The 20,551-nt window shown below is 65.7% G+C and carries 24 protein-coding genes; 10 read left to right on the forward strand and 14 right to left on the reverse strand.

The window, feature by feature from the left end:
• Positions 1-2 precede the first annotated feature (2 nt).
• The gene (locus RPS27_RS04910) at positions 3-1,316 is read right to left on the reverse strand and encodes an NAD(P)/FAD-dependent oxidoreductase (protein ID WP_212067756.1); all 1,314 of its coding nucleotides are present in this window, start codon (positions 1,314-1,316) and stop codon (positions 3-5) included.
• Between the two features lie 192 nt (positions 1,317-1,508).
• On the opposite strand from RPS27_RS04910, the gene RPS27_RS04915 reads away from it, so the two are divergent.
• Positions 1,509-2,282 carry a DUF1295 domain-containing protein gene (locus tag RPS27_RS04915; protein ID WP_249132006.1) on the forward strand — a complete coding sequence of 258 codons (774 nt, stop codon included), beginning with the start codon at positions 1,509-1,511 and terminating at the stop codon, positions 2,280-2,282.
• Positions 2,283-2,420: 138 nt separating this feature from the next.
• Positions 2,421-2,822 (forward strand): DUF2177 family protein, encoded by a 402-nt coding sequence (locus RPS27_RS04920; RefSeq protein WP_211416589.1) that lies wholly within the window; start codon positions 2,421-2,423, stop codon positions 2,820-2,822.
• Between the two features lie 25 nt (positions 2,823-2,847).
• Here RPS27_RS04920 and RPS27_RS04925 read toward each other — a convergent pair whose 3' ends face one another.
• From RPS27_RS04925 to RPS27_RS04940, 4 genes are all read right to left on the reverse strand, one after another.
• Positions 2,848-3,165 carry a hypothetical protein gene (locus RPS27_RS04925; protein ID WP_212067757.1) on the reverse strand — a complete coding sequence of 106 codons (318 nt, stop codon included), beginning with the start codon at positions 3,163-3,165 and terminating at the stop codon, positions 2,848-2,850.
• Between the two features lie 19 nt (positions 3,166-3,184).
• Entirely contained in the window at positions 3,185-3,769 is a 585-nt protein-coding gene (locus tag RPS27_RS04930) for an RNA polymerase sigma factor (protein WP_212067758.1), read from the reverse strand.
• Between the two features lie 80 nt (positions 3,770-3,849).
• Complete coding sequence (locus RPS27_RS04935; RefSeq protein ID WP_212067759.1) at positions 3,850-4,491, reverse strand: ChrR family anti-sigma-E factor; 642 nt, start codon at positions 4,489-4,491, stop codon at positions 3,850-3,852.
• The gene (locus RPS27_RS04940) at positions 4,488-5,033 is read right to left on the reverse strand and encodes a sigma-70 family RNA polymerase sigma factor (RefSeq protein ID WP_211416590.1); all 546 of its coding nucleotides are present in this window, start codon (positions 5,031-5,033) and stop codon (positions 4,488-4,490) included. Before RPS27_RS04940 ends, RPS27_RS04935 begins: the two co-directional genes overlap by 4 nt.
• 299 nt (positions 5,034-5,332) lie before the next feature.
• Between RPS27_RS04940 and RPS27_RS04945 the strand changes: the two genes are divergently transcribed.
• From RPS27_RS04945 to RPS27_RS04965, 5 genes are all read left to right on the forward strand, one after another.
• Positions 5,333-5,581 carry a hypothetical protein gene (locus RPS27_RS04945; protein ID WP_194404658.1) on the forward strand — a complete coding sequence of 83 codons (249 nt, stop codon included), beginning with the start codon at positions 5,333-5,335 and terminating at the stop codon, positions 5,579-5,581.
• 180 nt (positions 5,582-5,761) lie between these two features.
• A complete protein-coding gene (locus RPS27_RS04950; RefSeq protein ID WP_212067760.1) occupies positions 5,762-5,941 on the forward strand; it encodes a hypothetical protein in 180 nt (59 codons plus the stop codon).
• A gap of 234 nt (positions 5,942-6,175) precedes the next feature.
• Complete coding sequence (locus RPS27_RS04955) at positions 6,176-6,847, forward strand: FABP family protein (RefSeq protein WP_211415713.1); 672 nt, start codon at positions 6,176-6,178, stop codon at positions 6,845-6,847.
• A 21-nt stretch (positions 6,848-6,868) separates the two neighbouring features.
• On the forward strand, positions 6,869-7,576 hold the full coding sequence (locus RPS27_RS04960; protein WP_212067761.1) for a dihydrofolate reductase family protein: 708 nt from the start codon (positions 6,869-6,871) through the stop codon (positions 7,574-7,576).
• An 8-nt stretch (positions 7,577-7,584) separates the two neighbouring features.
• Positions 7,585-8,856: an NAD(P)/FAD-dependent oxidoreductase gene (locus tag RPS27_RS04965; RefSeq protein ID WP_212067762.1), complete on the forward strand. Its 1,272-nt coding sequence runs from the start codon at positions 7,585-7,587 to the stop codon at positions 8,854-8,856.
• Between the two features lie 32 nt (positions 8,857-8,888).
• Here RPS27_RS04965 and RPS27_RS04970 read toward each other — a convergent pair whose 3' ends face one another.
• The 3 genes from RPS27_RS04970 to RPS27_RS04980 all read right to left on the reverse strand — a co-directional run bounded on the left by RPS27_RS04970 (position 8,889) and on the right by RPS27_RS04980 (position 10,409).
• Positions 8,889-9,206 (reverse strand): hypothetical protein, encoded by a 318-nt coding sequence (locus tag RPS27_RS04970; protein WP_211415716.1) that lies wholly within the window; start codon positions 9,204-9,206, stop codon positions 8,889-8,891.
• 163 nt (positions 9,207-9,369) lie between these two features.
• A complete protein-coding gene (locus tag RPS27_RS04975; RefSeq protein WP_211415717.1) occupies positions 9,370-9,939 on the reverse strand; it encodes a cysteine hydrolase family protein in 570 nt (189 codons plus the stop codon).
• Between the two features lie 122 nt (positions 9,940-10,061).
• Positions 10,062-10,409: a DUF3088 domain-containing protein gene (locus RPS27_RS04980; protein ID WP_211415718.1), complete on the reverse strand. Its 348-nt coding sequence runs from the start codon at positions 10,407-10,409 to the stop codon at positions 10,062-10,064.
• A gap of 95 nt (positions 10,410-10,504) precedes the next feature.
• Here RPS27_RS04980 and RPS27_RS04985 point away from each other — a divergent pair, with 95 nt between their 5' ends.
• A complete protein-coding gene (locus tag RPS27_RS04985; RefSeq protein ID WP_249132009.1) occupies positions 10,505-12,367 on the forward strand; it encodes a long-chain fatty acid--CoA ligase in 1,863 nt (620 codons plus the stop codon).
• Between the two features lie 97 nt (positions 12,368-12,464).
• Positions 12,465-14,024, forward strand: coding sequence for an oleate hydratase (locus RPS27_RS04990; RefSeq protein WP_212067763.1), 1,560 nt, complete (start codon positions 12,465-12,467; stop codon positions 14,022-14,024).
• Between the two features lie 35 nt (positions 14,025-14,059).
• Here RPS27_RS04990 and RPS27_RS04995 read toward each other — a convergent pair whose 3' ends face one another.
• The 6 genes from RPS27_RS04995 to RPS27_RS05020 all read right to left on the reverse strand — a co-directional run bounded on the left by RPS27_RS04995 (position 14,060) and on the right by RPS27_RS05020 (position 19,853).
• A complete protein-coding gene (locus RPS27_RS04995; protein WP_313753937.1) occupies positions 14,060-14,839 on the reverse strand; it encodes an ATP-binding protein in 780 nt (259 codons plus the stop codon).
• A gap of 67 nt (positions 14,840-14,906) precedes the next feature.
• A complete protein-coding gene (locus tag RPS27_RS05000) occupies positions 14,907-15,908 on the reverse strand; it encodes a hypothetical protein (protein WP_313753883.1) in 1,002 nt (333 codons plus the stop codon).
• Between the two features lie 147 nt (positions 15,909-16,055).
• A complete protein-coding gene (locus RPS27_RS05005) occupies positions 16,056-16,646 on the reverse strand; it encodes a hypothetical protein (RefSeq protein ID WP_212067765.1) in 591 nt (196 codons plus the stop codon).
• 201 nt (positions 16,647-16,847) lie between these two features.
• Positions 16,848-18,161 carry a tetratricopeptide repeat protein gene (locus RPS27_RS05010; protein ID WP_212067766.1) on the reverse strand — a complete coding sequence of 438 codons (1,314 nt, stop codon included), beginning with the start codon at positions 18,159-18,161 and terminating at the stop codon, positions 16,848-16,850.
• A gap of 15 nt (positions 18,162-18,176) precedes the next feature.
• Positions 18,177-19,199: an aldo/keto reductase gene (locus RPS27_RS05015; RefSeq protein ID WP_211415724.1), complete on the reverse strand. Its 1,023-nt coding sequence runs from the start codon at positions 19,197-19,199 to the stop codon at positions 18,177-18,179.
• Between the two features lie 228 nt (positions 19,200-19,427).
• Positions 19,428-19,853, reverse strand: coding sequence for a PaaI family thioesterase (locus tag RPS27_RS05020; RefSeq protein ID WP_211415725.1), 426 nt, complete (start codon positions 19,851-19,853; stop codon positions 19,428-19,430).
• A gap of 70 nt (positions 19,854-19,923) precedes the next feature.
• Here RPS27_RS05020 and RPS27_RS05025 point away from each other — a divergent pair, with 70 nt between their 5' ends.
• Positions 19,924-20,550 (forward strand): CoA pyrophosphatase, encoded by a 627-nt coding sequence (locus tag RPS27_RS05025; protein ID WP_211415726.1) that lies wholly within the window; start codon positions 19,924-19,926, stop codon positions 20,548-20,550.
• Position 20,551: the final 1 nt, after the last annotated feature.

Raw genomic sequence — 20,551 nt, forward strand, 5'->3', positions numbered from 1 at the left:
CCTTACTCGGCAGCCTCGGCCAGGGCCGGATCCGGTTGACGCCAAGGAAGTTCGACGCCGAGTGCCTCGGCAACGGAAATGCCGGCCTGCAGGCCATCCTCGTGAAAGCCGTAGCCGGTCCAGGCGCCGCAGAACCAGGTTCGACGGCGTCCTTGAATCGTGGGCAGCTTTCGCTGCGCCGCGAATGCCGCCAAATCGTATTGCGGATGGGCGAAGGTGAATTTTCCGAACGTGAGGTCGGCCGCCGGCTCGAAGGGAGGGTTGAGGCTGACGAACAAGGGTCTGCGCTCGTCGATCCCCTGCAGCCGGTTCATCCAATAGGTCACCGCGACGTCGTTCAGGGCAGGCGTTTGCCGCGGCCAGCGCAGGAAGTTCCAGGAGGCCCACGCCTGACGCCGCCGGGGCATGAGACTTGGATCGCGGTGCAGATAAATGGTGTTCGGAGCATATCTGATGGCGCCAAGGATGGAACGCTCCGTGGCGTCGGCGTCCGACAACGTCGCCAAGGCCTGGTCGCTGTGACAAGCCATCACCACCGCATCGTAAGTTTCTATACCGCCATGACTGTCGCGGATGGTCACGCCATGCCCCGTCCGGTCGATCGATGTCACCGCGCAGCCTAGCCGAATGTTGTGCTTGAACGAAGTGGTCAGCTTGTCGACATAGCGCCGGCTGCCGCCCTCGACCGTGCGCCAGCGCGGTCGATCGAGATGCAGGAGACGGTGATTGTCGAAGAAGGCGACGAAGTTCTCCGCCGGGAACGACAGGATGTCGTCGGACGAGGACGACCAGATCGCTGCTCCCATCGGACCGAGATAGTCGGAGAACAGGCGCGGCCCGAACGATTGCCGGCGCAGATATTCGCCGAGGGTCAGGCCATGCAGCCGGCCGGCGCGCAGATCGGCCACGCTCTGCTTGTTGAACCGCGCGACCTCGGCCAGCATGCGGAAATATGACGGGGATGCGAGGTTGCGCGGTTGGGCGAACAGGCCGCAGACCGTTTGCAGGGCAGTCTCGCCGCCACCGCGCCATTCGAAGCGGCCCTGATCGGCGGACAGGGCGAAGCTCATGCAAGTCTCGACGGTCTTCACGCCGAGATGTGAGAACAGCGACGTCAATTGCGGATAGTTGGTCTCGTTGAACACGATGAAGCCGACATCGACATCGATGGGCTCACCGTCATAGTCGACGCGAACGGTGTGGCTATGCCCACCCGGCTGCAGCTCGCGCTCGTAAACGGTGACTGCGTAACGTTTCGACAGGAGCCACGCGGCGGCATTGCCGGCAATTCCCGTCCCGATCACGGCCAAACGCATTCTATTTCGCCCCCACTGCGGTACCGTCAGCTGCGGCCCTTGAAGCAACCCTCAGGAAACGTTCGGCGGGAGGTCGCGGATCACTCGCCCGAGCCTGGCGCCGGGGGTGAAACCGCAGCCTGGACATGACGTATCGACAGGGTCAATTTGGGTGAGGGCATGATCCTTCCGTACATTCAGGCGATCGGCTGCATGGCGCTGGGCTTCTGTCTCTTGATGGGACTGGCCTGGGTCGTCCAGCAGCGCACGGGCAATTCCGGCTGGGTCGACGCGATCTGGTCCTGTTCGTGCGGTCTCGTCGGTGCAGCAGGTGCCCTGTGGCCGCTTGGCGACTCCCTGCCGGGCCGCCAGGCGCTCGTTGCCGGGCTTGTGCTGCTCTGGTCGGTAAGGCTGGGCACGCACATTGCGCGCCGCTCCGCAGCCGGGATCGACGATCCCAGATATGTGAACTATGCGAGCGAATGGGGAGCGGATGCCCCGCGCCGGATGTTCTTCTTCCTGCAATCACAGGCGCTGGTCTCGCTGCCGCTCCCCTTCGCCGTGTTCCTCGCGGCGCACGCACCGGCGCCGGGGCTGCGGCTGCAGGACTACATCGGCATCGTCATCGTCCTGATTGCCGTCGTCGGCGAGGCCATGGCGGACCGGCAGCTGCGGCTCTTCAAACGCGACCCCTCAAGCAAGGGACAGGTCTGCGATGTCGGTCTGTGGCGCTGGTCGCGTCACCCGAACTATTTCTTCGAATGGCTGGGGTGGCTGGCTTACCCGGTCATCGCGCTCTCATCAGGATATGCCTGGGGTTGGGCCACCCTGGCGGCGCCGGCGATCATGTACTGGATCCTGGTCCACGTGACGGGTATCCCGCCGCTCGAGGAGCAGATGCTGCGATCGCGCGGCGACCGCTATCGCCGATATCAGGCGCGCACCAGCGCCTTCTTTCCATGGCCGTCGCGGCCGGCTTCGCGATGAACAGTGTCGAGGCCGCCGCGATGCCGGCCAGCTGGGCCGGCAAACCGAATGCGTGGCGGATGTGATCCGCAACGGATTGTGGAGCGTTAATCTGACGGGCGGCCGATCAGCCGGATGAAGAGCGACGAGACGCGCGACATGAATCTGTTCTTGACCTACCTGGCTGTGGCCGTGACCTTCGTTGCCGTCGACATGGTCTGGCTGACGATCATGGTCGAAAGACTGTATCGACCCGTGCTGGGTGACATGTTGCGGGCTCAGCCCAACCTGCCGGCCGCGGCCGCGTTCTACGTGTTGTATCCCCTCGGATTGATCTGGTTTGCCGTGCTGCCGGCGCAGCAGGATGGCGGCGCGCTGCGCGCTTTCACATCCGGCCTGCTACTTGGCTGCTTCACCTATGCGACCTACGATCTGACCAACCAGGCGACGTTGCGAAACTGGTCGACCGGACTGACCCTTGCGGACGTGTGCTGGGGATCGTGTCTCGCCGGCGTCAGTGCCTGGATCGGGTTTCTTGTCGCGCAGAAGCTGGCGCACTGAGTCGGCGCGACCGCATCACCTTGCATCAGGGGGCCGTCGGGTCCGACTGCTTCCGACCTTCGAGCAGCTCGAACGCCTCTCTGGTTTCCGCGATCTTGTCGGACAAGGATTTGAAGGTCTCGTGAGCCTGGATCTTTGTCGGCTCGTCGAGCAAGAGGCTCGCGAGGTCGACCAGTTGATCGCCCATGCGCTCCATGATTGCGAGCAGCCGATCGACACCGGCCGCAGGCTCGTGGGCGACGACACTTTCGACTTCTCTCACGATCGCTTCGAGCCTTGCCGTCGAGGAGACAAGCCGGTTCTCGCGCCCACGCTCGGGAAATTCAATAATCTCTGCGTCCATGCCCACGTTCCCGCCGGCTTCAGGCCGCGGCCGATGCGCTGAGGCAATCCTTGCGCACCGACAAGATGGTTCGGTGCAGCCAGGTCTTGATCGTGCCCACCGGCACGCCGAAGCGTTGAGACAGGCTCGCGCGGCTCTCGCCTTCGAGATAGGCCAGTGCGACCAGCCTGCGGCGATCTTCCGGCAAGCGGGCCAATGCGCCCAGCGCAATGGGTTCGGCGCTGGCGTAATCGAAGTGCTCGGTTGGTGACAGCTCGGCCGTTGCGGGGATCGTGAGCGCCTTGTCCAGTTCGACACTGGGCTGCCGCCTGGTCCGCAGATGGTCAATCGCGGTGTGACGGACGATTGCAGCCATCCAGGTCATGGCCGACGCCCGACCGGGATCGAACCGAGCCGCATTGCGCCAGATCTTCAGGAAACTTTCCTGCAGGACGTCGTCCGCATCGTGCGGCGCCGTCCCGACGGCCAGCGCAATCCTGCGCAGCCTGCCGCGGGTCATCGTATGAAGCTCTGCGAAGGCGCGTGTCTCGCCTGCCGAGACGCGTACCAGCAGTCCGGGCAACATCTCGCTCTGCGCCCGATTGGCCAGGCCCGAACAGGTCATGTCCTGTCTCTCCCTTGCGTTTCCTTACGAAACGCTCCGAGCGCGGGCCCGGATCACCTGACGGTAAAGGGAGCAGCAGTTCAGAGCCGCACGAAGGGCCCGATCAACCGGCCGAGGAAACCGTTCATGCGCAAGTCGCCGGTCATCGCGACCAGGCAGAGGCAAACACCTTCGTCACCGACGATGGGACGGTGATCGACCTCGTCGTCGCCATAGTCGAAATCACCGGGGCCAAAGCGTCCGCCCTCATGGCTGAAGCTGCCCTCGAGCACGAGCGTCAGCTCGGTGCCGGTGTGGGTATGCTCGAGCATCCGCGAGCCCGGCGCTGACCGAAGCAGGAAGGCGCGCGCCGTGCCCGAACCGGAGAGCTCGATCGGCCGCAGGCTGAGACCGGGCGCGACCCGCCGACGCTTGCCGATGCGATATTTGCGCAAGGCCGGTGGAACATCGTCATCGGTGGCCGACGCCAGCGGAGGCGCGGCTATCTGCTTCGGAGCCTCGTGAATTCGTGACATCACGCGATCGAACGCATCCGGTGCGATCGCTGCTGGCTCGACCTCCTCGAGCGCCGCCCCCGCGAGCTGCTCGACGGCCTGCACGAAACGGGCGCAGCGCGCGCAGCCGGACACATGCACACCGACGACCAAATGATGGGCTTCTTCGAGCTTGCCGGCCGCGAAATCGGCCAGAAGATCTTCCGGCGGATGATGGCTGATCGTCATGCTTCTTCGTCCAAAATGTCTCGCAACCGGTTCATCGCCAGCCTGATCCGGGATTTGACCGTCCCAAGCGGAATCCCGAGCGCGCTCGCGATTTCGGGATGCGGCCTCTCCTCGATGAAGGACAGCCTCACCACCATGGATTGCTCCGCCGAGAGCTGCTGGATGGCCGACGCGATCCGCGCCGCATCCTGCCCGCGCGAAATCAGGATATCGGCCGGCTCGGCTTGATCCGGCTCGTCCGGCAGCTCGGAACCGGCTTGCAAACGGTCTATCCGCGCCCTGCGGCGGAACAAATCGATCCGTAGATTGCGCGCGATCGTGAAGATCCAGGCCGGCGCTCCCGCGGTCGCAGGATCGAACTGATGCGCCTTCCGCCACACGGCGATCAGGGTGCTTTGAGCGATCTCTTCTGCCTCGTCGGAGCTGCAACCGGCTTTCAGCATCAGCCCCTTGATGCGGGGCGCGAAATGCTCGAACAGCCGCTTGAAAGCCTCCCGGTCGCCGTCAGCGGCGACCCGTCCGATCAAATCAGCCCAATCCACCTTTGCCTTTGGCCCTTTGCTCGCACCAATCGACAGCCGCGCCGGCACCCTCCGGGGTAAACCGGCCTCAGCCCGGATCGGCATCTTCAAAGCCGGGATAGCAGCGATCATAGCGCCTCGACAAGCGACCTCTCGGATAGACAACGACCGCGGACAGCCGCTGGATCACCCCGGGAGGCGCATTGTTGCGAGTTCCCCACGCCTGCCGGGCGTGGCGGTCCGGCCCTGGCACTCCGCTTGCTCAGTCATGATCAAAGTCAGGCCTCGGCGGCGAGGCCCGTTTCAGGTTGAGGCAAGCGATGCAAGACATGTCCCGTTCTGGTACTGCCGGCGAGCTCCGGCTCGATGCGCTGATCGCCGATTTGTGGTGGCGCGTTCGGCTCTTGAATACCGACATTCTCGAGGAAGAAGCCAGAGCCGGGGTGTTCGACGTGCAGCAGCCGACCTATCCGCTGCTAGCCGCCAACCTCCGCGCGCGGCGCGACAATCTCGTCTCCACGATCGGTGTGCTCGAGCAGCGCGCGAAGTCGGTGTCCGAGGCGGCTTGACGGCTCGTCGCTGACGCCGGCAGGTCGGTGATTTAAGGGGCTGAGCTCATCCGATCGGATGACGCCGCCGCCAGCGCATCGATCGTCCGCGCGTGAGGCGTGACACATAACTTCCTCGCGGGTCGATCTAGCTTTGCGTCAGGTGGTTCGCAGTGATCCACCAGGCAAAGGAAAAGACTCATGCGCAATTTCATCCTCGTGGCTTTCGCAGCGATCACCCTGGCGGGCGCGGTGACCCCCGCAAGCGCGCTAACGATCGTGCGCGATCATCGCGATCCGCCCGTCGTGCGCGACCATCGCAATCAGACCATCGTCCGCGACCACCGCAATCAGCCCGATTTGCGCGACCATCGCCACTAAGCGTTCTGGCGGCGGAGTCGAATCGAACAGGTTCGACTCCGCTTCGGCCGATGTGGGCCGACCCGCCTGTCCTCCGAGGACGTTACCGCGACCAGCAATGCACGATCTTTCCAGAAAGCCCGACAATCGCTCCGCGCGCAACGCCGGTGTCCATTCGCGATTGTGAGGCCTGAGCACGCGCCAGGTTCGCGCCGCCGTGCTATGGCTGCCTCTGCAATTTCCCGCGAGGCCGCCATGCTCCCCATTCCCGCCGACATCTTCACCGAGCCCGAGGACGTCTCGCCGGACGGCCTTGCCAATCTCGGCCCGCTGCGCCGCCTCGCCGGCCGTTGGCAGGCGGACAAGGGCATCGACGTCAATCCGAAGGCGGAGGGACCCGAGCGGCGGACCTTCATCGAGCGCATCCGCATGGATCCGATCGATCCGCAGGCCAACGGCCCGCAGCTCCTCTACGGGCTGCGCTACCACATCCACATCAACACGCCCGAGGAAGACATCACCTTCCACGATCAGGTCGGCTACTGGCTGTGGGAGCCCGCGACCGGGCTGATCATGCAGACGCTGGCGATTCCGCGCGGGCAGGTGCTGCTGGCCTCGGGCAAGGCCGGCCCCGGCGACAAGACGATCTCGGTCACTGCCAAGCGCGGCGACACCGCCTACGGGATCTGCTCGACCGATTTCCTGGAGCAGGCGTTCCGCACCGATTCCTACCGCTGCGACATCACCTTCAACGACGACGGCAGTTGGACCTATCTGATCCAGACCGAGTTGTTCGTGCGCGGCGCGCCGTTCAATCATCACGACACCAACACGCTGCAGCTGGTCGCACCGCCAAAGCTCAATCCGCTGGCGGCGATTGCCAGGGATCGCGCGAGAGGCGATGAGAAGAGCGATGCGGCGGTGTGAAGCGCATTTCCGGAGAATTGCATGAAGCCCTACGTCATCTGCCTGATGCATTCCAGCCTCGACGGCCGCACGCATCCCAGCCGCTGGCGTCCGAAAGGGGCGGGCACCGACTGGTTCGAGAAGATCCATGAGGAGCTCGGCGGCGATGCCTGGGTGATCGGCCGCGTCACGGGATCGGAGTTCGCCAAGGGCCAGCCCTATCCCGCGACGAAGGAGAAGCTGCCGCGCGAAAACTGGTTCGCGCGGCGCGACGCGAAAACCTATGGAATCGTGCTCGATGCGCAGGGCAAGATCGGCTGGGGCCGCTCGGACATCGGCGGCGACCCGATCGTCGTGGTGCTGACCGAGAGCGTTCCGGATTCGCATCTCGCAGGGCTCCGCGGCGAGGGCGTGTCCTATGTCTTTGCCGGCAAGTCCGAGATCGACTTGGCGCTGGCGCTGGACATTCTCCACCGCGAGCTCGGCGTGAAGCGCCTGCTGGTGGAGGGCGGCGGCGTCGCCAATGGCGCATTCCTGCGGGCCGGCCTGATCGACGAGTTCAACCTGATCCTCAGTCCCGCGATCGATGGCGCCACGGGTGCGCCCTTCGTGTTCTCCTCGACGGAGGCGGACAGCGACAAGCGCGCGCCGATCGCGGCAATGACGCTGGAGAGCACGCGGGAGCTCGGCGGCGGTGTGCTGCTGCTGCGCTATCTGATCAAGAACGACCCGCCAGGCGTGATCCGGTAAAGCCGGCCATGTCCGAGACGTCACAGCATATCGTCATCGTCGGCGCCGGCGCGGCAGGACTGATGGCGGCGCGCGAGCTGGCGCGTGCCGGCCGGAAGGTGACGGTGCTGGAGGCGCGCGGGCGCTGCGGCGGCCGCATCCATCCGTTGCCGGCTGAGGAGTTCGGCTATCCCGCCGCGGGCGGCGCCGAATTCGTCCATGGCGAGGCGCCGGTCACGCGCGGATTGCTGCGCGAGGCCGGGCTGTCGCTTCAGGAGATCGAAGGCGAGCAGTGGAGCTTTGACGGAACGAGGCTCTCGCGCGAGGCGCGTGACGATCCCCACGAGGCGGAGCTTCAAGCCGCGCTGAGGGATTTGCAGGACGATCTCTCCGTCGCCGATTTCCTGCGCTGGCATTTTTCCGGGGATGAGTATGCGCCGATGCGCCATTCGATCGAGCGGATGGTCGAGGGCTATGACGCGGCCGACCCCGAGCGCGCCTCGACGCTGGCGCTGCGCGAGGAATGGATGGATGGCGGGCACGCGCCGCAGGCGCGCATCGATCGCGGCTATGGCGCGCTGATCGACTTTCTCGCGGTGGACTGCCGCAGGCTTGGCGTCACCATCCATCTCGGCTGCGTGGTGTCGGCGATCGAGGAGGAGCGCGGCGCGATTGCTGTTCGCTGCGCCGGCGGCGATCGACATGGCTGTGACAGCGTGATCCTCACCGTGCCGCTGCCTTTGCTGCGCGAGATTGCGCTGCCGGCGAGCGCGCGTACGAGGCTTGCCGCCATTGATGACATCGGATTCGGCAATGTCATCAAGATCCTGCTGCGCTTCGCGCGGCCATGGTGGCGCGAGCGGCACCGTGAACTCGCAGGCATGACCTTCCTGTTGTCCGAACAGAAGATCCCGGTGTGGTGGACACAATATCCGAGCGAGCATGCCGTGCTCACCGGCTGGTTCGGCGGCCCGCGCACAAGGGAGCTGGACAGGCTCGATGCGCAGGAATTGATCGAGGCCGGGCTCGATTCACTCGCCGGCATCTTCAAGCTGCCGCGCGCGGACCTTGCGCGCGAGCTGGTGGCGGCGGCGGCGACCAACTGGGCGCATGATCCCTTCGCCCGCGGCGCCTATTCCTGGGCGACACCGCGGACGCGCGAGGCGCAGGCAATTCTGGCGGGCGCCGACGGCCTGGTGTTGTTCTCCGGTGAAGCGCTCTATCGCGGCCGCGACATGGGCACGGTGGAAGCGGCACTGGCGAGCGGGGCGGAGACGGCGGGGATGATCCTGCGGAAATGAAAAGAGGCCCGCACACTTGCGGGCCTCATGTCTCACCAGCGTCCGCCGCCGAAGCTGAACGTCACGCCCGGGCCGCCGCCACCGTAATATCCATACGGCCCGCCGCCGTAATAGCCGTGATGCCGCGGGTAGTAGCCATAGCTGCGGTAGTGCGGACGGTAGTAGCCGTGATGGTGGTGATGACGGCGCCAATGATGGTGATGGCCGTGGTGCCGGTGCTGCGCGCTAATGTCGGTCGATTGGCCGCCCTGCGCGCTCTGCTTAGCGCTCGAACTGCCGGCCGCGTTCGCCGCCGATCCGCCGGCAAGCGCCGCAGCTCCGACCGCCATCGCGACAATGAGATATTTCATGTCATCACTCCAGTTGAATGTCGTGAGACAACAGATGGGCGTCGGCTGCGTTCCAGGACAGTGCGGGCGTCGAAACGACGCAGTGCGCGGTGCTTGATTCGCACCCTTGAACGCGCGTCGTGAGATTTATTGTCGCATTATCGCGTCGATCACATTGCTGCCATCACTTGGCCGCGAATGACCCGATCACCTCACGCGTTGTCACGATGCGGGCGAACTCGCCGTTGAGGTTCGACAGCGTCATCGCATGGATCTCCTCGGCTGCGTGCACGTCGCCGTCGGGCCCGATGCGGTCGAACGTCCATGTCGCATCGCGCACGAGGCGCGCGTCGAAGCCGAGATTGCCGGCCATCCGCGTCGTCGTCTCGACGCAATGATTGGTGGTCGCGCCGCAGATCACGAGCGTGCCGATGCCGGCCGCGCGCAGGCGCGTCTCCAGATCCGTGCCGATGAAGGCGCTGTTGACGCGCTTGACGATGACGGTCTCGCCGGGCTGCTCGCGCGCCTCGTCCTTGACGGCATAGCCGGAGCTTTGAGGCAAGAACGACGAGTTCGGATTGGTGCCTTCATGGCGGATGTGAAAGATCGGCGCGCCGCGGGTTCTGAAGGCCCGCAGCAGATCGGCGATCCGCGCCACCGCATCCGGATTGTTGCGCCGTTTCCCCGCGGCCTCCCATTCGTCGAACGCGCGCTGGACGTCGATGACGATGAGAGCGGGGAGGGCGTGGGGCATGATCGGATCTTTCGCGCGGGTCGTGGAAGCGAATATGCGAGGATGGGAACGGCGCGCAATGCCGATCTTCCCTCGTTTTGCGACGGGACACGAGAGCGGTCATGCCGGCTGGCGGATGCGCCTCACGGATGCGGATCGGGAAAGCCGTGGCGTTCGGAAAGTGCGGCGAGGATCGCGTCCTTGTCGGCGATGAAGGCGCGGCCCTGATGGCTGCCGGTCTGGTGCGGCGATGTCGCGCCGTCGGCCAATACCAGCAGCGGCAGCGACTGGTTCTCCTCGCCAAGAAGCGCGATCACCGGCTGCCGCGGGCGCGGCCACGCGATGCGCTCGACGTCGAGCTTTGCGGCAAGCTGCGGAAACGAGGCCAGCACGCCCTCGATCAGCGCACAGTGCCAGCAATAGAACAGTCGCCCCGGAAAGGCCGGGTCCTCGAAACCGGGCCGCAGCAGAAACAGGCGGTCGCGCGTCATGGGTCGCTCCAAAGCATGGCCGGCTTGCTGAGGATCAAAGCGGCAAGGACTGGCCGGCCTAGGGTCGAGGCACCAAATGGTTGGGAATCGACGAGATGCGAGAGAACGCCATGCCGGGACAGGCGAGTCAACCAGACGGTCTTGCCGACATCAAGACGCTGCCGGAGCTCCTGCGCTGGCGAATCAAGGCGACGCCGGCGGCGGAGGCCTATCGCCATTTCGACGCCGGTGCCAAGCGCTGGGTCAGCCAGTCCTGGCGGGAGATCGATGCCGAATTCGAGCTGTGGCGGCGGGCGCTGGCCGCGGAGAATTTCGCGCCCGGCGAGCGCGTCGCGATCCTGATGCCGAACGGTATCGCGCATATCGCGATGGACCAGGCGGCGCTGTCGCGCGGCCTCGTCCCGGTGCCGATGCACGCCGTCGACAACCCCGACAGCATCGCCTACGTCCTCGTCGATTCCGGCGCACTGCTCTTGTTCGTCGATACCCTGGAGCGCTGGCAGGCGATCGTGGCGACCGGCCAGCCGCTCGACCATCTCAAGCGCGTCGTCTGCGCGGATGCGAGCGGGCTCATCACGCCGAACGCGCGGATCGTCGGGCTCGACCATTGGCTCGCGCAAGCCCCGGGCGCGAGCGCGCCGCTGTCCGATGTCGCGATCGAACCGCACGATCTCGCCGCCATCGTCTACACCTCGGGTACCACGGGGCGGCCCAAGGGCGTGATGCTGTCGCATGGCAACGTCGTCGCCAATGTGAAAGCGATCGCGCGCCGCATCGAAGCCGAGCCGCACGACGTCTTCCTGTCCTTTCTGCCGCTCTCGCACACTTTCGAGCGCACCGGCGGCTATTACTACCCGATCGCGGCCGGTGCCTGCGTCGCCTATGCCCGCTCGGTGCCGCAACTGGCGGAGGATCTGAAGCATGTGCGGCCGACGGTGCTGGTCTCGGTGCCCCGGATCTACGAGCGCATCTACGCGCTGATCATGCAGCATCGGGCATCCGCGGGCTGGATCGAGCGCGCGTTGCTCGATCTCGTCGTCGCCGTCGGCGGGCGGCGCTTCGACGCGCGGCAGCAGCACGCCATGCCGTCGCTGCTGGACCGGCTGGCCTGGCCGCTGCTGAAGCGGCTTGTCGCCGACAAGGTGCTGGCGCAGCTCGGCGGTCGCCTGCGCGTCGCGGTGTCCGGTGGCGCGCCGATCGCGGCGCCCGTCATTCGCCTGTTTCTCGCGCTCGGGCTCGACGTCCTCCAGGGCTACGGCATGACAGAGACCTCGCCGGTGGTCTCCGTGAATACCGTCGAGGATAACGATCCGCATTCGGTCGGCCATGTCCTCGACGGCGTCGAGGTCAGGCTCGGCGAGAACGACGAATTGCTGGTGCGCGGTCCGAGCGTCATGCTCGGCTACTGGCACAAGGACGAGGAGACGCGCCGCGTCAAGGACGCCGATGGCTGGCTGCATACCGGCGACCAAGCCCGCATCGAGAACGGGCGCATCACCATCACCGGTCGCATCAAGGACATCCTGGTCACCTCCACCGGCGAGAAGGTCGCGCCGGTCGATCTGGAGACCGCGATCCTCGCCGATCCCTTGTTCGAGCAGGCGCTGGTGGTTGGCGAGCAGCGGCCGTTCCTCGCCGCGCTCGTGGTGCTGAATGCCAAGGCCTGGGTCGAGGAGAAGGAAAGGCTGGCGGCGCGCGGCCAGCAAGGCGGCGCGGCGGAACGGGCGGCGCTGCTGGCGCGGATCGCCGCGGCCGTAAAGGCCTACCCGTCCTACGCCACACCGCGCGCGGTGTGGTGGACGCTGGATCCGTGGACCATTGCGGCGGGCCTGCTGACGCCGACGCTGAAGAACAAGCGGCCCGCGCTCGAGCGCCGCTTCGCGGACGAGATCGAGCACATCTATGCGAAGAAGGCGAATGTTTCGGCTCTCCCCGCGAGCGCGCTCACGTCCTCTTGAACGCTGCTTCCGCCGCGCTTGATCCAGCGCAACTTCGGCCGCTGCCTCCGCATGCAATGTCGCCCACGACAAATTCGTGTGGCAATCGAGGCAAGTCATGAAGGCGTATTTCATCGGCGGTGGCATTGGATCGCTCGCGGGCGCGGCGTTCCTGATCCGCGACGCGCAACAGGCGGGGCGTGACATCGTGATCTACGAGGCGCAGCCGCTGGTCGGCGGCAGTCTCGACGGCGCGCAGCTCGCGAACGGCGCCTATTCGCTGCGCGGCGGCCGCATGCTGACCACCGACCACTACGAATGCACCTGGGATCTGCTCTCCAGCATTCCCTCGCTCGAGCGTCCCGGCCTCAGCGTGCGCGAGGAGACCATCGCGTTCAACCTGGAGAACCCCGCGCATTCGCAGGCGCGGCTGGTCGACCGCAACCGCTTCAAAGTCGACGTCTCGCATATGGGCTTCTCCGCGCGCGACCGGCTGGAACTGCTGAGGCTGACTGAGGCCTCGGAGGAGACGCTCGGCAACAGCCGCATCACCGACTGGCTCTCGCCGAAATTCTTCGAGTCCAATTTCTGGTACATGTGGCAGACCACCTTCGCCTTCCAGCCCTGGCACAGTGCGGTCGAGCTGAAGCGCTACCTGCATCGCTTCATGAACGAGTTTCCGCGCATCGAGACGCTCGCCGGCGTCAAGCGTACCGTCTACAATCAGTATGATGCGATCGTGCAGCCGCTCGCCGACTGGCTGAAGCGCCAGGGCGTGCAATTCGTGCGCGGCACGCGCGTCACCGACATGGCGATCGAGAGCGAAGGCGGACGCTTGCGCGTGCGCCAGCTCGTGCTCGACCGCGACGGCCGCATCGCCAATGTCCGGCTTGAGGACGGCGATCTCGTGTTCTTCCAGAACGGCTCGATGACGGACGCCTCGAGCCTGGGCTCGATGACCGAGCCGCCGTCGCGCCTTACCAAGAAGGAGAGCCAGGGCTGGGCGCTGTGGGAGACGATCGCGCAAGGCCGTCCCGAGTTCGGCAATCCCGCCGCCTTCAACTCGTCGATCCCCGAATCCTATTGGCTGTCCTTCACCGTCACCTGCCGCGATCCGCAGTTCTTCGACCGGATGGAGGCGTTCTCCGGCAACAGGGCCGGCACCGGCGGCCTCGTGACGTTCAAGGATTCCAACTGGCTGATGTCGGTCGTGCTGTATCACCAGCCGCATTTCGCAGGCCAGCCGAAGAACGTGCAGGTGTTCTGGGGCTATGCGCTGCATCCCGACCGCGTCGGCAATTTCGTCGGCAAGCCGATGTCCGATTGCGGCGGCGCGGATATTTTGAAGGAGCTGTGCGGCCACCTGAACTTCGATGCGAGCGTGCTCGACGACGCGATCTGCGTTCCCTGCCGCATGCCCTACATCACCAGCATGTTCATGCCGCGCAACCTGACTGATCGGCCGCTGCCGGTGCCGAAGAATTCGGTCAACCTCGCTTTCGTCAGCCAGTTCGTCGAAATCCCCGACGACGTCGTGTTCACCGTCGAATATTCGGTGCGGGCAGCACAGATGGCGGTCTATCAGCTCATGAAGATCGACCGCCCGGTGCCGCCGGTGACGCGGCACGACAAGTCGCTCGCGGTGATCTTCGCGACGCTGGAAAAGGCGTTCGCGTGATGCCGGTTCGGCGGCGCTGGTGCCTGCGATCGCGGCTATGGCGCCGCCAGCGGCAGGGCGACGTGAAAGACGGCGCCGCCTGAGGGCGCGTTCTCGGCCCAGATCCGCCCGCCATGCGCTTCGACGATGGTATGGGCGATCGACAGGCCGATGCCCATGCCTTGCGCCTTGGTCGTGAAGAACGGCTTGAATATCTCCGTCACCCTCTCTGCGAGGATGCCGTCACCGGCATCGGCGACGGAGACGAGGGCCAGATTGCCCTCGGCGAGACCGGTTCGGCCGACCACGCGGCGCCGCTTGTTCGGTAGATGGGCCACCGCATCGATGCCGTTCATGGCCAGATTCAGAATGGCCTGCTGGAGCTGAACCTTGTCGCCCTTGACGCGGATATCCGCGGGCGAGGGTTCCGTCACGAGTTCGACATCGTGCGTCAAGGCCTGCACGGAGAGGAAGCGAAACACCTCGCCGACCATCGCATTGAGGTCGAGTTCGTGCCGTACGGTCGGGTCTCGTTTCAGAAACGCACGCAGCCGGCTGATGATTTCGGCGGCCCGCTGATCGTCTCGGCGAATGTGGGCCAATATGTCCTCGATCTCGCCGAGGTCGGGAGCCGGATTCCGCAATATCTGCTGGGCCGACTCGGCATTGATCATGATGGCGGCGAGCGGCTGGTTCAGCTCGTGGGCGAGCGAGGCAGACATCTCGCCGACGGTGGCGCGGCGATTCAAGTGGGCGAGCTCCGACATGCGCTGCCGCGCTTCGACCTCGGCCACGAAGCGCAGGTGGCGCTCGCGCAGCAGAATCGCGATCATCATCGCCTGTAGCAGAACGATGCTCGCAACGATGGTGACGTGCCAGTGATACTGCCCCCAGAAGGTCGGTTCACGGAAACGTACCTCGCTGCCTGGGGGCAGATTGGCCTCGTTCACGTTCCAGCGCTTCAGCTGGCGCCAGTCGAAGATCGGTTTCACGTTGTCCCCGTCGAAGGGGACGATGTTCGACGGCGCTTCGCCGTCGAGTATCCGCATGGCGACTTCGCCGGCTTCCCGTCCGATGATCTCCGGCATCAGCAGGAAGCCGCCGACGCCCGATCGCCCGAGGAATGTGTCGGACGTGATGACGATCGGACGGTTCGCAGTCTCGGCGACGAGCGCGAGCGCCGACGCCGGGGAATAATAGGGTGCCTTCGCCGTCGGAATACATCGCGGAGGTCAGGATCGCGGAACGGTCGGGCAGCGAAGCGACTTGCTTGCGGACGTCGCGCAGCACGGCATCGGAGAGATCTGTGACTTCGAGGCCCGGCATCATGGCCGCGAAGTCCTGCTTCCAATGTCCATACACCAGCGGATTCTTCCAGGCATCGCCCACGAGGACGACGCGGGTCAGGTCGGGGACGATGGCGCGCGCAGCATTCAGCAAATGTGCTGGCGTCACGCGGGCGAAGACGGCGGTGGTATCGGGCAGAAACAGCGCGCGCGTTTCGGGCAGATCAGGCACGAAGCCGTAGACGACTGGCGCGGTCGGCCAAATCTCCTGCTTGCGCTTTTGAAGGAATTTCGCCGATGTGACGCCAATTGAAACGATGACGTCGATCGGCCGCTGTGCATATTTGGTCCTGAGGTGGCCGACCACGCTCTCTTCATAGCCGGGTCCAGGGAAGCGGCTGAGATCGAGGCTCTCGCCGTAGATCACCGTGTCAGCCGTGCCGCTCTGCTTCGCGGCGGCGCGGATGCCGGCAAAGATCTCGGAATAAAACGGCGAGCGAAAATCGGCTTCTTCAAGAACCAGGATCGAACCCTGCCGCTTGCCCTCGGCCGCGATGCAGTCGCGCGACAGGCTTGCAAGCAGGCAGACGATCAGGATGCGCACCAGCCCGGTGATCATACGCGCGTTGCTGGACCGTCGGCCCGCCCCCACTGCGATCGCGTCTCCGCGATGAGAACGCTGGCGTGAGCATAACCGCCTCGCCTGGAGTTTCAACGGAGCGATGCGTGACGGTTGCGCTACCACGCAAGCCGAGACGAAGTGCCGCTACTTGAACGGATCCTGGATCGACGGCGAGGACTGCCGGATGCGGCGAACGCTCACCGGCGTACCGTCGGAGACGAACAGCAGTTCATATCGACGGCCTTCGTTGTCGGTCGCCGAGCAGGTGACATCGGTCACCTTCCTGGCGGCGAAGTTGCCGGTCTGGCGGCAGAGGCCGGTGGAGGTCTGCTCGGCCGGCACCGGCAGGCCATCGACCTTGGGGCGGTCCTTGGAGTTGAGCAGCATGCGGTCGATCGGCAGCTCGTAGGAATTGTCGTCGGCGCGCTTGCCGTTCTCGCCGGAGAACGACACCACGTGGCTGTCGTCGGAGGGATCGTCGACTGCGACCGCGAAATTGACCCGGCCCTTGTCGCCATGGGCGTAGGCCACCGTCTTGCAGGCAAAGGCGCGGCCGGCGACCTTGAGCGTCTTGCAATGGCCCGACATCAGCGCCAGGAGGTCGATGAGGGCATTCTGCTGCGCCGGCGGATTGTTGACCGGGATCGGTTCGGAAGTCTCGGCAAAACAAGGACTTGCCAAGGGCATGGTCAAGACCATGGCCATGGCGAAGAGGACCGGTCGGCGAAGGCGCATCGTCGGGCTCGTGTGCCGGAGGGCCGTGGCGGCGGAATAGGTCCGCACCATAACGATCGAACCGCAAATTGGTTGCGATCCCGTTTGTTCTGCAAGACCGTTCTGGAATACCACCGCGCCACCCCGACGGCGATTCGCCGCAATCGCCCAACCGTCCCGGCCGGCACTTGCCGTCAGGCCGGTGTTTTTTTCGTGGCAGAGCTAGCCCATCGCCGCCTGCCAGCGTGCATCGCGAAGCGAGGGGCGGCGGTGCAGGCGGGCGTCCAGTGCGGCGCGGGCGCGGGGCAGCTCGCCGCTGCGCATGAGCGCGACGATGTAGGTGTCCTCGACCAGCTCGCGCTGGGCGTGGCTGCCGCCGATCCGCACGACCTCCGTGAGGACTGGCGCGAGCGTTTGCACGCATGAGGCGTAGTCCTCATCGGCAAAGGCCGCCAGCGCGCGGAAGATCGCCGGCACCACGGGGCCGGCCGGCAACCTGCCCTCGGCGAGCCGCTGCTCGATCATCGCAAGACGTGCAGCGAGCGCCTCCTGATTCTGCGTCGCCGCCGCGAACAGCGCCATGTGGACGTCAGCGAAAGGCAGGCTCGACTTCGGAAACAGTTTTTGTGCAGTGGCGTCGGCCTCGGTCCAGAGCGCCTTTGGTACGGTGTGGCCGTAGGCCGACAGGCGCCAGAGCAGCGAGGCGGCATCGGTGATGACGTTGAGCGGCGGCGCTTGCGTGGCTGTGGGCTGGAGCACGTCGGCATAGATCGCGAGCGCGCGGGCCGCATCGTCCTGCTCGAGCGCGCCGAGCGCCTGGTGCCAGCGAATGTGGCCGTGCAGGATTCCGGCGCGGTCGTAAGTCGGAATCCACTCGCCGACGAGGCGGTCGGCCGCGTCGATCGAGCCGTCCTCGAACATCGCATGCAGCACCGCATGCGCGGCATGGGCGTTAGCCCGGCGCAGATTGAAGCCGCACTCGGTGATGGCGCGGCCGCGCGCAACGTCGCCGTTCTCGGTCATCGCCCAGCCGGCCATGGTGAGAAACCACCAGTCCTCGCCGTAATGCCGCGCGACCCTCTCGCACAGCTCATGCCGCGCGCGATCGTGGTCCGCCATGCCGGAGAAGGCGAACAGGCCGAAGGCGCCGAGCGGCAGCGACAGCACCAGGGCATCGCGCGGCCAGCTCTCGACATGCTTCAGCGTCGCTGCGATCGCTTCCGGCAGCCGACCCTCGATCGCCAGCGCCAGCGTCCCGACATGCGAGCGCTCGCGCTCCGTGCCGCGCCTGGCGGCCAGCTCGCGCGCGAGCGCCGCCTTCTGACGTGCGAGATCGCCCTGCTGATAGAAGGCGTGCACGCGGGCACGGGCGATATGGGGAAGCGCAAAATCCGGGTCGGCCGTAATGGCGCGCTCCAGCGTCTCCGCCATGCCGGTCCAGCCCGCGAGCATGAGGTCCACGCCCTCGCGATAGGCGGAGGCAGCCGCATCGGATGCGGTGGAGAGCGGCAGGCCGTAGCGGTCTTCGTGGAGCATGATCCTCTCCGAAGTTCACGCCGTCCGCGCGCGGCGGCCTTCGATCGGGTAGGCGGGGTCGTTGTAGCCCGGCGTCGACGGATGGCCGGGAACGACGAGCCGGTCGATCAATGCTTCGTCATCGGCGGTGAAGCGATAGTCGAGCGCGCTGATGTAGCCGTCCCACTGCTCCTCGGTGCGCGGCCCCGCGACGATCGAGGAGACGAAGGCGGAGTTGAGCACCCAGGCGACCGCGAACTGGCCGGCGGTGATGCCCCGCCTCTCCGCGTAAGTCTTGATCTCCTGTGCGAGCTGAAGCGATTCCGGCCGCCATTCGGTCTGCATCATGCGGGTGTCGTTGCGTCCCGCGCGTGTCTCCTTGTCGGGGGCGGCGTCCGGCCTGTACTTGCCCGTGAGCACGCCGCGCGCCAGCGGGCTGTAGGGCACGATGCCGAGGCCGTAATAGGAGCAGGCCGGAAAATGCTCAACCTCGGGCATGCGGTTCATCGCGTTGTAATAGGGCTGGCTCACCGCGGGACGGTCGATGCCGAGCCGGTCGCAGATGTTGCAGATCTCTGCGACGCGCCAGGCGCGGTAGTTGGAAACGCCGAAATAGCGCACCTTTCCGGCGCGGATCAAATCGCCCATCGCGCGCACCGTCTCCTCCAGCGGCGTCGCATGGTCTTCCTTGTGCAAATAGTAGATGTCGATGTGGTCGGTGCCGAGCCGCGTCAAGCTTTCGTCGGCGGCCTGCAGCACCCAGCGCCGCGACAGGCCGACGCGGTTGGGATCGTCCCCCGTCCCAGCGTTCATGGGATTGGCGAGCTTGGTGGCAAGCACCCAGGCGTGGCGGTTGCCTGCGATGGCGCGGCCGACGACCTCCTCGGATGCGCCCTTCGAATAGGCGTCTGCGGTGTCGATGAAGTTGATGCCGGCATCGCGAGCTTTCGCGATGATCCGCTTCGATGTGGCTTCATCGGTGGGCCCGCCGAACATCATGGAGCCCAGACAGATCGGCGACACTTTCAGGCCGGAGCGGCCGAGCTGACGGTATTGCATGGGCGATTTCCTCGATCGTTCGATGGAGGGCAGCATAGCCAGCTACGTTCGTCATTGCGAGCGCAGCGAAGCAATCCAGAGCTGCGTCCGCGGAAGCAGCCTGGATTGCTTCGTCGCAAGGGCGTCTCGCAAGGACGGTGTGAGGAAAGAAGCCCAATCTCCTCTCGTCGTCCGGGACAAGCGCGCCTCGGTGCGTGGTAGGCGGCGGGGGGCGAGCCAGCGCGAGCGCTACCCCGGCCCCTTCAGGATCTTGAACACGCCGTTCGCCATCACGATGCAGCGGTCGTCGACCGTCACTTCCGTGCTCATGAAGATCAGGCTGCGGGTCGAGCGCACCACGCGGGGGCGGGAGATCAGGATGTCGCCGATCTGGCCGGCTTCGACGAAATGGGTGTCGAGCTGCACCGTCGCCATGAACTCCTTGCCGGAGACGTAACGGGCGGTCATGCCGCAGGTTCGGTCGGCGAAGGTCATCATGACGCCGCCCTGGACCATGCCGCGGCGGTTGTGGTGCTTGTCTTCGGTGGCAAGCGCGAACTCGTAATGGCCGTCGACCTCGCGCTCCCACAGGGGACCGACCAGGTGCATGAAGCCGGTGGTCTCGAGGATGCTCCAGCCCTCTGATTTCAGCCTCGCGGCGGCCTTGCTCGTCATCTTCAGGTTCATCCCTGCAACGCTGTCTCTGCTCGTTTCATCAGATGCGGTCCTGGTGTAGTCAAGCTTCATGAGACCTTTCGGCGATGCCACCAGACGGAATATCGAAGCGGCCTGCGCGTCCTTCGCACGGCTGCCTGACGAGGCCGAGCCGTCGGCGCTGAAGCGCGCCGCGGTGGTGCTGGCGCTGACCGAATCCAGCGACGGTGACGACACCGCCTTCCTCCTCACCAGGCGCGCGTCGAGCTTGCGCTCCCATCGCGGCCAGTGGGCGCTGCCGGGCGGACGCTGCGATGCCGGCGAGACGCCGGTCGAGGCGGCGTTGCGCGAGCTGGATGAAGAGCTCGCGCTAAAACTTTCAGCCGACGCGGTGCTCGGCCTGCTCGACGATTATCCGACCCGCTCCGGCTATCTGATCACGCCGGTCGTGGTGTGGGCGGCGGGCCGTGTCGCGATCACGCCGAACCCGGACGAGGTCGCCTCCGTCCATCGCATCGCGCTCGACACGATCGAGCGCGATGACGCGTTCGATTTCACCGCGATCCCCGAAAGCACCCGCCGCGTGATCCGCTTCCATCACCAGATGAGCCTGATCCACGCGCCGACGGCGGCGCTGATCTACCAGTTCCGCGAGGTGCTGGCGGGGCGGCACACCCGCGTCACCGACCTGGAACAGCCGGTATTCGCCTGGAAGTGAT

Source organism: Bradyrhizobium sp. WYCCWR 12699 (assembly GCF_032144035.1).
GTDB lineage: Bacteria > Pseudomonadota > Alphaproteobacteria > Rhizobiales > Xanthobacteraceae > Bradyrhizobium.